The 12636-nt window shown below is 29.8% G+C and carries 12 protein-coding genes; 3 read left to right on the forward strand and 9 right to left on the reverse strand.

The features are described 5' to 3' along the window. Window positions 1-48: 48 nt before the first annotated feature. The 4 genes from SHK09_RS10520 to gcvT form a co-directional block, all read right to left on the reverse strand. On the reverse strand, window positions 49-843 hold the full coding sequence (locus SHK09_RS10520) for a hypothetical protein (RefSeq protein WP_319810734.1): 795 nt from the start codon (window positions 841-843) through the stop codon (window positions 49-51). Window positions 844-949: 106 nt separating this feature from the next. Next, window positions 950-1948, reverse strand: a complete 999-nt coding sequence (locus SHK09_RS10525; protein WP_319810735.1) for a metal-dependent hydrolase — start codon at window positions 1946-1948, stop codon at window positions 950-952. Window positions 1949-1979: 31 nt separating this feature from the next. Further along, window positions 1980-3095, reverse strand: a complete 1116-nt coding sequence (locus tag SHK09_RS10530) for an SDR family oxidoreductase (RefSeq protein ID WP_319810736.1) — start codon at window positions 3093-3095, stop codon at window positions 1980-1982. A gap of 108 nt (window positions 3096-3203) precedes the next feature. Beyond that, complete coding sequence (gene gcvT / locus SHK09_RS10535) at window positions 3204-4289, reverse strand: glycine cleavage system aminomethyltransferase GcvT (protein ID WP_319810737.1); 1086 nt, start codon at window positions 4287-4289, stop codon at window positions 3204-3206. A gap of 133 nt (window positions 4290-4422) precedes the next feature. Here gcvT and SHK09_RS10540 point away from each other — a divergent pair, with 133 nt between their 5' ends. The 3 genes from SHK09_RS10540 to SHK09_RS10550 are packed head-to-tail and all read left to right on the forward strand — an operon-like array spanning window position 4423 to window position 6938. Continuing rightward, window positions 4423-6051 (forward strand): aminopeptidase P N-terminal domain-containing protein, encoded by a 1629-nt coding sequence (locus SHK09_RS10540; protein WP_319810738.1) that lies wholly within the window; start codon window positions 4423-4425, stop codon window positions 6049-6051. Then, window positions 6052-6717, forward strand: coding sequence for an NAD(P)H-binding protein (locus SHK09_RS10545; protein ID WP_319810739.1), 666 nt, complete (start codon window positions 6052-6054; stop codon window positions 6715-6717). Further along, the gene (locus SHK09_RS10550) at window positions 6717-6938 is read left to right on the forward strand and encodes a VF530 family protein (RefSeq protein ID WP_319810740.1); all 222 of its coding nucleotides are present in this window, start codon (window positions 6717-6719) and stop codon (window positions 6936-6938) included. The genes SHK09_RS10545 and SHK09_RS10550 overlap by 1 nt, the downstream gene beginning before the upstream one ends. Window positions 6939-7059: 121 nt before the next feature. Here the strand turns inward: SHK09_RS10550 and SHK09_RS10555 are convergent, their stop codons facing one another. The 5 genes from SHK09_RS10555 to SHK09_RS10575 form a co-directional block, all read right to left on the reverse strand. After that, entirely contained in the window at window positions 7060-9381 is a 2322-nt protein-coding gene (locus SHK09_RS10555) for a DNA topoisomerase 3 (protein WP_319810741.1), read from the reverse strand. Between the two features lie 49 nt (window positions 9382-9430). Beyond that, window positions 9431-9730: a hypothetical protein gene (locus tag SHK09_RS10560; protein WP_319810742.1), complete on the reverse strand. Its 300-nt coding sequence runs from the start codon at window positions 9728-9730 to the stop codon at window positions 9431-9433. Next, window positions 9723-9881 carry a hypothetical protein gene (locus tag SHK09_RS10565; RefSeq protein ID WP_319810743.1) on the reverse strand — a complete coding sequence of 53 codons (159 nt, stop codon included), beginning with the start codon at window positions 9879-9881 and terminating at the stop codon, window positions 9723-9725. The genes SHK09_RS10560 and SHK09_RS10565 overlap by 8 nt, the downstream gene beginning before the upstream one ends. A gap of 25 nt (window positions 9882-9906) precedes the next feature. Beyond that, entirely contained in the window at window positions 9907-12030 is a 2124-nt protein-coding gene (locus SHK09_RS10570; protein ID WP_319810744.1) for a Tex family protein, read from the reverse strand. Window positions 12031-12115: 85 nt separating this feature from the next. Beyond that, the gene (locus tag SHK09_RS10575) at window positions 12116-12628 is read right to left on the reverse strand and encodes a GNAT family N-acetyltransferase (RefSeq protein ID WP_319810745.1); all 513 of its coding nucleotides are present in this window, start codon (window positions 12626-12628) and stop codon (window positions 12116-12118) included. Window positions 12629-12636 lie beyond the last annotated feature (8 nt).

Raw genomic sequence — 12636 nt, forward strand, 5'->3', positions numbered from 1 at the left:
CTCTCGTAAATTACGAGAGTGAGTTTATAAAAGTTCTTTTAGAAAAAACTATTTCTTAATGTAGTTTTCTGGAGTTTTAAAATTATTTCTAAAGCCTTCAATAAACTTAATGTTTGTTAATTTTGCATTTCCTATTTTAGTAGTAATACCATCATTATTATTCCAACCATAAAAATCCCAATTTGTAGATATTGGCACTCCATCAATCATTTTATAATCTAGATATTTAATAGCATGAGGATCTGCTTCTGCAGCTTCTTTACTTTTACCAAGACTAACAATATATGCAGCTTGCTCTAAAACACTAGTTTCTTTATTTGCATAAACAACATACCAATCATCTGGTGCATCACCAGTATTAGCTTCAAAACTTAATTTTGCAGTATTATATGTTTTTACAGTTTCTGCTGTTTTGTAATTAAAATCCCACTTTGTTCCACCGTCATTTAATTTATAAGGAAACAAGAAGAAATAACCCCACGTATAAGCATGAAAACGAACTCCAGGATTGTCTTTTAAACTAGGAGAAACAAAAATATTTTCTTTGTTTACAAAAATTTCATCACCATTTTTGTAGGTAATTTTAGCTAAATCTGAAGTTGTAGTAATTGTAATTTTAGCATCAAGAATTATATTTCCTCCAAATTCTATCAAAGCATCAAACTGAACAGCTTCTTTAGATAAAAAAAGATCTTTTTTATGTGCTACTTCAATTTTTTCTGAAAAGGTAGTAGCTATTTTTTCTACGTTATTTTCTGTTACAGGAACTTCTTTTTTAGTTTGTTTTTGACAACTTATCAATAAAGTAAGACCTAAAAGGCTTGTTAAAATTATTTTTTTCATTATTATTTATTTAAGATTAATTTGTTTGATTTCTTGTAATCGAAGTAATATAGATTTCCTTACAAATAATTTCAATTATTTTATGAAATTTTAAAAATATTGGTTTTTAATTGCCTTTAATTCGTGTCCACAATTCAGATAATAATTTCTTAGCATCTCTTTCTTCTTTAGGTTCTTCAATAAAAAAAGGAGTACCATTAACATCAACTTCAATTTTATATTTAAAAACAAAATTATCTGCATTTGGTTTCATACTTAATAAGCCAAAACGTAAATCATTAAAATATAAAATATTATTTTCTTTATTGATGGTATACCAACCTTTAGAAATAGCAATCATTCTTTTTGTTTTGTCGTGATTAGCTAAGTCACCCAACAAATAATGATTTTTAGGATAACTAGAAAAGACTATTGGGTTTTTATCAAAAAAAGAAGAATGACCAATTAAATAAGCATTTTCTGTAGCTACATTGGCAGTCCATAAAATTGTATTTAATGGCGCAGGTTTTGTTTCTATTTCTGTGTATTTAATGTTTAGTGTAGCTAATTCCTTTGTAAATTTTTGGTAAGAAATTCCCTTTAAAACAACTGTTAAAATTAAATAAAAACTACTAATAATTAATCCTAAATTATTATAAATACGTCTTTTTTTACTTTCTCTTTTCTGACGCATTGCTAAAATTAAAAACACCAAAAAAGGAATAGTATATAAAGGATCTATAACAAACACATTTTTAAAAGCTAAACGAATATCTAATGGCCAAAAAAGTTGTGTTCCCCATGTAGTTTGTGCATCTAAAATAGGATGTGTTATAAAAGCCCAAAAGAAAAGCCAAGACCAATCTTTAATGTTTTTATATTTTTCATATCTAGTAATTATAAAAGCAAAAATAGGAGCAAAGAGTACCGAGAAAAAGATAGAATGTGTAAAACCTCTATGCATTTCTAAAGAAGTAACCTTATCTGTAAAAAAAGCAGAAAGCACATCTAAATCTGGTATTGTACCTGCAATAGCACCGTATAACATTGCTTTATTACCAATTTTTCTACCCAGAACTGCCTCACCTATTGCAGCACCTAAAATTATTTGAGTTAATGAGTCCAATTTTTTAAATTTATTTTGTTTGTTATTTTAATTAATAACTCTTTCTGAATTTTTTTTCAACAGAATAATTAATCAAATTCATAAAGTTTTTATGCACACCTAAGGTATTGTCTAACTTTAGTTCTTTTATCAGTTCTAAAATTAGTTCAGATTTAAATTGTAAATCTGGTATAGATATATAATTTTCGAAAATATCTCCTATGGTTTTATAATATAATTTCTCGAAAGTATTTAAGTCTTCAGGCTTATTTGTTACGTATTTGTAAGAGTTTACTTCAAAAGATTCTAAAACATCACCCACATAATCTTTGTGTAAAATCTGTGTAGGGTTTACAATATTTAATTCCTTTATCTGCGGATTTAAAAAGGCGTACAAGATTGCTTTAGAAACAAAATCTACAGGCACAATATTTAAGCCACTTTTTGTGTCAATCCAAATTCTAAAATTATCTTTAGCCTTCGTTGCGTATTTAGCTAAAAAGATTGCCCAAGAATAAAAAACATCAAACTTAGGTGTTTCGTAAAAAGGTTTATCAATTAAACGACCACAGATTATACTAGGTCTTAAAATCTGAGAATCTATATTTTTTAGCTTACAGGTTTCTTTTACAAAACGTTCACTTTCGTACTTAGATTGTTCATATGGGTTTCTAAAATTAGTAACTGTATAGTTTTCAATAGCGTCACTTACTTTTTCATTTTGAATACCAAAAGAATAAGCAGTACTAATGTATAAAAAACGAGTTACTGTTTCTGGTAATTGCTCTAGTAGTTGTTTTGTAACTAAGTAATTCTGTGAGTGTACTGTTTTTTTAGAATCGCTAGTACTAGATAGGTTTGTAGAACCAGCACAATGTATTACAGTATTAAAATTATAACTAGCTAAAACAGATTTGGTAATTGTAGATAAATCATGAGAAATTACAGTTATCTTATCTAAACAAGCCTCTAAAGTAAAGTCGTTTAAGAAGTTTGGGCGAGATTCGTCTTGTAAAATAGCTAGTAAACGTTGTTCTGCAGATTTTTTATTATCTCTTATAACAACATAAAGGTGTTGTACTGTTTTTTCTACAATTGCTTTATGTAGCCACTCAAAAATAATGTGACTTCCAACAATTCCTGTACCTCCAGTTAATAGACAATTCATATTTTTATAGTTCTGTTTAAACGAGTAAAAATACCCTTTTTTATATTAAAAACGGCACTCTCGAAGTTTCGAGATGTGCCGTTTTATATCTTATTGTTTTGTTTAAATTTATCCTTTATAGAAAGGTAATTTAACAATTGTTGCAGGAATTGCTTTTTTACGAACCTGAATAAAAATCTGAGTACCAGATTTAGACATAATTCTTGGTACATAACCCATACCAATACCTTTTTGTAAACAAGGGCTCATTGTACCAGAAGTTACATTTCCAATAATATTTCCATTACCATCTACAATATCATAACCTTGTCTAGGAATTCCTCTTTCATCTAATTCAAAAGCAACCAAACGTCTTTCTGGTTTGTGTTCTTTTTCTTTAGCTAATGCTTCTGCGTTAACAAAATCTTTAGTAAACTTGGTAATCCAGCTTAAACCAGCTTCAATTGGCGAGGTTGTATCATCAATATCATTACCATATAAACAATAACCCATTTCTAAACGTAAGGTATCTCTAGCAGCTAAACCAATAGGTTTAATTCCAAAATCTACACCAGCTTCAAAAACTTTATTCCAAATTTGTGTAGCTTCTTCATTTTTACAGTAAATCTCAAATCCGCCAGAACCAGTATAACCAGTAGCAGAGATAATAACATTTTCTATACCAGCAAAATCACCAACTTTAAATTTATAAAAAGGAATTGCAGCTAAATCTAAAGAAGATAAAGATTGCATAGCTTCAACAGCTTTTGGGCCTTGTATTGCTAGCAAAGAATAATCTTCAGACAAATCTTTTAAATCTGCTTTAAATTCTTCGTTATAAGAAGAAATCCAATTCCAATCTTTTTCAATATTAGAAGCATTTACTACTAACAAATACTCGTTCTCTTTAATTCTATAACAAATTAAATCATCTACAATTCCGTTTTCTTCATTAGGAAAACAGCTGTATTGTGCATCTCCAATTTCTAATTTAGAAGCATCATTAGAAGTAACTTTTTGTATTAAAGCAAGCGCATTTTCTCCGCTAACTAAAAACTCTCCCATATGACTTACATCAAAAACCCCAACAGATTCTCTTACCGTTAAATGTTCTGCAGTAACGCCTTCATACTGCACAGGCATATTATACCCTGCAAAAGGCACCATTTTTGCTCCTAATTTTTCGTGAATTGAATGTAATGCTATATTTTTCATTGATAGATTTCTTAAAATTTAGGCTAATTTATTGAAAAATTCGCAATTATCAATCACTAATATTTTGTTAATATTTTTAAGTAAAAAATAATTAATAGTACATTTGAGAAACCAACAACTAAACCTTATTGTAATGAAGATTTTTAAAATTCTTTTTGTTGCTTTTTTAGCAATTTCTTTCAGCGGATTTTCACAAACACCTACAGATTTCTTATCAAAAGAGTTTCATAAGAGTAGAAGAGATGCTTTAAGAAGTAAAATGCCTGCAAATTCTGTATCGGTAGTTTTTGCAAATCCACTTAGAAATAGAGCAAATGATGTAGATTTTGTTTTTCATCAAGACCCTAACTTTTATTATTTAACAGGTTATAGAGAACCAAATGGTGTTTTAGTTTTGTTTTCTGAAAACCAAACAGATGAAAACGGACAATCTTATAATGAAATTTTATACGTTCAGAAAAGAGATGCAAGAGCAGAACAATGGAACGGAAAACGTTTAGGAATTGAAGGGGCTAAAAATGAACTAGGTTTCAAGATGGCTTTTAATTCAGAAGAATTTGCAGCATCTAAAATCAATTTTAAATCTTTCGATAGACTTTTTATAGAAAAATTTAATGATGATTATAGAAATTCAGCAAGAGATAATGCAGAAGTGTACGATTTAGTTTTGGCTTTTAAAGAAAAGGCAGATTATAATCCTAAGAATTTCTTATCGCCAATGAAAAAGCAAATTTACGAGTTGGTAAAATCGACACCAATAGAAAATAGTGCAAATGTTGCGCAAATAATTGGTAGAGCTTTGGTTTATGATCCATCATTAAAAAATGATGAAGATTTAATGAAGTTTAAAGACGCAACAAGCAACGATTTAAAGAAGGAATTAAAGCAAAAAATTTCTTTAAAATTAGATGCAAAAACAAATATAGATATTACATTTTTATCTAGAAACTTGGCAACTTTAAGAGAAGTAAAAACAAAAGAAGAGTTGGTTCTTCTAACAAAAGCAGTTAGAATTTCTGCAATTGGGCAAGCAGAAGTAATGAAAGCGATGAAACCTCATATGTCTGAAACAGAATTACAAGGAATTCATGAATTTGTGTACAAAAAATACGGCGCAGAATACGAAGGATATCCCTCTATAGTTGGTGCAGGAAACAACGGTTGTATTTTACATTACATAGAAAATAGTAAAACTAAAGTTGGTAACGAATTAGTTTTAATGGATTTAGGAGCAGAATACAGAGGTTATACAGCAGATGTAACACGTACAATACCTGCAAATGGTAAGTTTTCTAAAGAACAAAAAGCAATTTATAATCTTGTTTTTAAAGGACAAGAAGAAGGCATTAAAGGGTATTTAATTGGTGAAAGTATGGGGAAACCAAATCTAATTGCTAGAAAAATTGCTAATGAAGGTTTGTTTAAATTAGGAATTATTAAATCGGTAGACGAAAAACATCCTTATTTTCCTCACGGAACCTCACATCATATTGGTTTAGATGTTCACGATCCAGGAAATTATGGTAATTTTGAAGAAAATATGGTAGTTACTATGGAACCAGGAATTTATATTCCAGAAGGTAGTAATTGTGATAAGAAATGGTGGGGAATAGGAGTTAGAATAGAAGACGATATTTTAGTTACAAAAAACGGACCCGTAAATTTATCTGCAGAAGCACCAAGAACAGTTGAAGAAATAGAAAAAATGATGGCAAAGAAATCTGTTTTAAACGATTTTGTATTGCCAGATTTAGATAAATAAATGAACAAAACAGCAATAATTTTAGGAGCTACAGGTGTAACAGGTAATTTACTTTTAGAGAAGTTAATTGCAGATACTACCTATAGTAAAGTTATACTTTTTTCTAGAAGTTCTGTAAATAATTCGTCTAGTAAAATAGAAGAACATTTAGTAGATTTATTAGAATTGTCTAATTACAAAGATGCTTTTATTGCCGACGAGGTTTTTTGTTGCATTGGTACAACAGCTTCCAAAACAAAAGACAAAGCACTTTACAAATCTATAGATTATGGTATTCCTGTAAATGCTGCAAAATTAGCCAAACAAAACAACATTAATACCTTTATAGTAATGTCTTCTATGGGTGCAGATGCTTCTAGTACTGTATTTTATAATAGAACAAAAGGCGAAATGGAACGTGATGTTTTAAAACAGAAAATTACCAATACTTTTATTTTAAGACCTTCTTTAATAGGAGGAGAAAGAAAAGAATTTAGATTAGGAGAAAAAATAGGAAAAGGAATCATGACAATTTTAAACCCTTTATTAATAGGAGGTTTAAGAAAATATAGAATGATTCATCCAGAAAAAATAGCAAGTTGCATGCAAGCACTTGCAAAAGAACATTATAATGAAGTTCTTATTAATTCAGATAAGATTTTAAGCATCGTAAACACCAAAAAATAATGACAGAAAAGCAACCCAACAACCCAATGCATGGAATAAAATTAGCTACTATTTTAGAGGAGCTTTTTAAAGAATATGGTTGGGAAGATTTAGGAGATCGTTTAAATATTAATGCGTTTAAAAATAACCCAACTTATAAATCTAGTTTAAAGTTTTTAAGAACAACACCATGGGCAAGAGAAAAAGTAGAAAGACTGTATGAAAAAACAATGCTAAAATAGTTTTTAGAAGCTATTTCCTGCTTTTCACTATATCTTTTTGTGAAAAACAAAAAGGATGTCGTTTCAATCAGGGCTAAATTTATTTGCTAGCCTTGGTTTGTAACTATTTTTATTTTGTAATTTAAGAAGAAATTATCTCAAGAACCAACTCTTTGGTTAATGGTTTTCCGTTTGCAATTTTCTTTATATTATCAAACGTAAAAACAAAATTGCAGCCAGTTTTATAAGCAGAACAACCATATGCTGTTTTTCCTTTTAAAACAGTTCCTTGTTTACATTTAGGGCAGGATATTTTATCTGAACTCTTGTCATTAGAATTTACAACTGCCGTTTTTTTAGCTTCTAATTTTAATCTAAAATTTTCATCAAATCTTATTAAGCCTTCAACAGAACCTGCATCTGTTTTAAAGCCCTTTAAGTTTGTTGTACAACCTTTATCAATCAATCGTATTAATTGATTCTCAGAAACTTTCTTTCCGTAGATTTCAAACGGAATTTTTAAATCACAATTGTTTTTATACTCAGAACATCCAAAAGCAGAAGAGCCTTTTAATATGGTTCCTTTTTTACATTTCGGACAGGTTTTTCCTAAAACATCTTTTTTAGTTGTAACTTTTTTAACCTTTTGTTTTACAGTATTTTCTGTAGCTTTCTCACTTTCAGAAGAAATTCTTTTTTTAGAGGTATTAGAACGAACTTCATAGACCAATTCGTCTACCATTTTTTTCATGTTCTTAATAAAAGTTGCTGCGTTAAATTCTCCTCTCTCAATTTCTTTTAAACGTTTTTCCCAACGTCCTGTTAACTCCGCAGACTTTAGCAACTCGTTATCAATAATATTAATTAAATCAATTCCGGTTTGTGTTGGTAAAACTAATTTCTTTTTACGCTCAATATATTTTCTTCGGAACAAAGTTTCGATAATACTTGCTCTAGTAGAAGGTCTTCCAATTCCGTTTTCTTTCATTAACTCACGTAAATTATCATCATCTACTTGCTTTCCTGCAGTTTCCATAGCACGTAATAAACTTGCTTCTGTAAAATTTCTTGGTGGTTTGGTTTCCTTTTCTAAAAACGAAGGTTCATGTGTGCCTTTTTCTCCTTTTACAAAAGAAGGCAACGTTATTTGTTCGTTTAATTCCTTTTTAATCTTGCTTTCTTCTGTTTCAAAAGCAACGCGCCAACCTTTGGTTAGAATTTCTTTACCGGTTGTTTTAAAAGGTACATCCGCAGCTTTACCAATTACTGAAGTATTAGAAACGTCAGAATCTGGATAAAAAACACCAATAAATCTACGTGTAATAATATCGTATACCTGTTGCTGATTGTATTGTAAATTTCCTTGAATTCCGGTAGGAATAATAGCGTGGTGATCTGTTACTTTTTTATCATCAAAAACACGTTTCGATTTCTTTATTTTACTACCTAAAAGCGGTTGTGTAAGTGCACTGTAATTTGTTAATTTAGATAATATTCCTGCAATTTTAGGATACACATCATTAGGTAAGAAAGTTGTATCAACTCTAGGATACGTAACTACTTTCATCTCATATAATTTCTGAACCATTTTTAATGTTTCATCCGCAGAAAAACCAAATTTATTATTACAGTATACTTGTAAGCCTGTTAAATCAAATAATTTAGGTGCATATTCTTTCCCTTTCTTTTTGGTAACAGAAACAATTTCAAAGTCAGATTCTTTAACTTTATTAGCTAAAACTTGTCCGTCTTCTTGTTTTAAAAAACGTCCATCTTCATAATTAAAAAGGGTGTTTCTATATGTTGTTTGAAGCTCCCAATAGGGTTGAGGTTTAAAGTTTTCAATTTCCACAAAACGATTTACCAACATTGCCAGCGTAGGAGTTTGCACTCTACCAACGGATAAAACTTGCTTGTAACCGCCAAATTTTACGGTGTATAATCGTGTTGCATTTAAGCCTAAAAGCCAATCTCCAATAGCTCTAGAAAATCCTGCATAATAGAGATTGTCATATTTTTCTGCAGGCTTTAAATTTTTAAAACCTTCTTTAATTGCTTCTTCTGTTAAAGAAGAAATCCATAAACGCTGAACTTCTCCTTTATAACCAGCCTGATTAATTACCCAACGCTGAATTAATTCTCCTTCTGTACCAGCATCCCCACAATTGATAACAACAGTTGCTTTGTCGAACAAAGATTTTACAATATTAAATTGTTTTCTAATTCCTGCATCTCCTGTAACTTTGGTATCAAAACGTTCTGGAAGCATTGGTAAATTATTCAAATCCCAACTTTTCCAATGCGGTTTGTAATCTTTAGGTTCTAAAAGTGTGCACAAATGGCCAAAAGTATATGTTACCGCATAACCGTTTCCTTCGTAGTAACCATCACGCTTTGTGTTGGCTCCTAGAATACTAGCTATTTCTCTTGCTACAGATGGCTTTTCGGCAATACAGACTTTCATTGATTATTTTTGTGAGGTCGAAAGTAAGAAAATAATTGATGAATTATTATTAGAATGTATCTATTCTTTTTTTAGTTATTAATTTTCCATCTCTTTCTGTCTCTGAAATTATAGTTGTCAAACTTGAAAGTCCAATTTTTCCTGATTTTTGATCTTGAATTTTTTTCAATGCTTTATGTATTGTTTTAATATTTACCATTGGAAAATAGTGACCTTTAATATCATAGAAATCAATTTGTTTAAATTCATCGAAGGAAATTATTCCGTCTTCTTCTAAACTTTCAATTTCATAAATTAATGTGTCCAAAGACATTGGACTTGGATTTCTTCTAACTTTTTTATTATCCATTTTTTAAATTTAATTTATTAAGCTGTTTTTTAGCATCTTCCCAAGAGACTTTTTTCTTTTTATTTGATTCATTAACTTCTTGTTGTATCTCATTTTTTTGAGAATCTGTTAAGTCATCCCAAGTATCATTTTTTTCTATTTTATTGCTCATTTTATAAATATAAGAAATTATTATTTTACTTCATCAAAGCCAATTGAATTCGTTTTCTAACCACATCAACTTCAAGTACTTTTACAGTAATTTGCTGTTGTAAAGTAACAATGGCATTTACATCTTTTACAAAAGTATCAGACAGATTAGAAACGTGAATTAATCCACTTTCTTTAATACCAATATCTACAAAACAACCAAAATTTGTAATATTATTTACAATTCCTGGTAATATTTGTCCGATTCTTAAATCTGAAATTGTTTTAATCGTTGCATCAAAAGAAAATACCTTCGCTTTTGCTCTTGGATCTACACCTGGTTTTTCTAATTCATTAATAATATCTTGTAGCGTTGGTAAACCAATCGTTTCAGTTATATAGTTTTTTAGTTGAATCTTTTTAATCAACTCTTTATCACCAATAAATTGAGACACCTTTTTGTTATTATCTTTCGCAATTTTATCTACCAAACCATAACTTTCTGGGTGAACACCAGAATCGTCTAGCGGATTTTCCCCATTTTTAATTCTTAAAAAACCAGCAGCTTGTTCGTACGCTTTTCCACCTAAACGAGGCACTTTTTTAATAGCAGTTCTAGAAGCGAAAGAACCATTTTCGTTTCTGTAATTCACGATATTTTCTGCCAATTTTGGTCCAATTCCAGAAACGTAACTTAATAAAGATTCACTTGCTGTATTAATATTTACACCAATAGTATTTACACAACTTTCTACCGTAATGTCTAAAGATTTTTTCAACTTCGTTTGATCAACATCGTGCTGGTATTGGCCAACTCCAATCGATTTAGCATCGATCTTTACCAATTCTGCTAAAGGATCTTGCAAACGTCTTCCAATAGAAACAGAGCCACGAACGGTAACATCAAAATTTGGAAATTCATCTCTTGCAATTTTAGATGCCGAATAAATAGACGCGCCAGCTTCACTTACTACAAAAATAGCAACAGGATTTTTAAAATCTATTTTTTTAATTAGTTGTTCTGTTTCTCTAGAAGCAGTTCCGTTTCCAATGGCAATGGCTTCAATTTTATGAGTTTCTACTAAAGAGCTAATTTTTTTAATAGCTTCTATAGATTGATTTTGTGGTGCATGCGGAAAAATAGTGTCATTATGTTCTAAATCTCCTTGTTCATTTAAGCAAACAATTTTACAACCAGATCTAAAGCCAGGATCTACTGCTAGAATTCTTTTTTCGCCCAAAGGAGCTCCTAAAAGTAACTGTTTTAGGTTTTTAGAAAATACGTTAATTGCATCTTCATCTGCTTTGTCTTTCGCAATTGACAATCTTTCATTTGATAAAGAAGGATATAATAAGCGTTTAAAAGCGTCTTTTATAGCAAGTTCTATTTGTTCTGAACATTCATTTTTAGAATTGATAATTCGGTTTTCTATTCTCTCAAGTATTCTTTCTGAATCAATTTCTATTTTAACACGAATAAAACCTTCACTTTCTGCTCTTAAAATGGCTAATAATCTGTGAGAAGGAATTCTACTTAAAGACTCGCTCCAATCAAAATAATCTTTAAATTTTTGTGCTTTCTCTTCATCAATTTTACTCTTTATAACTTTCGATGAAATTGTAGCATGTTTTTCTAATTCTCGTCTAATTGAACCACGAATATCGGTACGTTCATTTATCCATTCTGCTATAATAAAACGAGCGCCTTCTAACGCATTTTCAATAGTATCAACTTCGTTGGATGTGTATTTAGAAGCTGTATGTTCTAAATTGTTTACTCGCTGACTCATCATCATTTTTGCCAAGGGTTCTAGACCTTGTAAGCGTGCAGTTTCTGCTTTGGTTTTACGCTTCTTTTTATAAGGTAAATACAAGTCTTCCAAGGCAATTAAATCTTTAGTAGATTTAATCTTTAGAGTTAAATCATCAGTTAAAACACCTTGTTCTTCTAATGCTTTTAGAATGGCTGTTTTACGTTTTTCTAACGCTTCAAAAAGCTCTTTAAACTTTACAATATCTCCAATTTGAACTTCATCTAAATTACCTGTCATTTCCTTTCTATATCTAGATATAAAAGGAATTGTAGCATCTTCATTTAACAATGAGATGGTGTTTTCTACAGATTTAGAAGAAAGTTGTGTTTGCTGAATTATATATTGAAGTAACTGCATTTTTTTATTTGAATTTTATCTAAAAAAAGAAACCTCATAAAAATGAATTTATGAGGTTGCTAATATACTTTTTAAATTGAGTTTATTAAGAAATTACTTTCTCAAAAGCCAATCTTTTTGCGTTATAATTGGTGTAGATAATTCCGCAATATTTATAGCCAAGTTTTTTTAGTAAAGATTGCATTCCTATGTTTTCTTCATGCGTATCAATCTTTAAACTTTGTACTTTATTTTCTAATAATTGTAAATGAAATTCATGAAACATAAAAGTAGCCAACCCAAATTTTCTAAACTCTTTTTTAATGGCCATTCGATGGATTACTCCGTAATTTTTTGTTTCTTCAACCAACCAATTTCCATCAATAACTTTGTAGGTTGGTTCTGGGTTTGTGGTAAACATAGAAGTTGCAATAATTTTGTTGTCATTATTTACAACAACATAACTTTCATTTTTTAGAATATCATTTTTTACTTGTGCTGTGTTTGGATATCCGTTTTGCCATTGATCTATATTTTGAGAAGCCAAATAAGCTTTAGCGTCTTCAATAATAATCATTATCTCTGCAATATCTTCAATTTTAGAAAGTTGGAGTTTCATCAGTATCT

The organism is Polaribacter sp. PL03, from assembly GCF_033875165.1.
Lineage (GTDB): Bacteria > Bacteroidota > Bacteroidia > Flavobacteriales > Flavobacteriaceae > Polaribacter.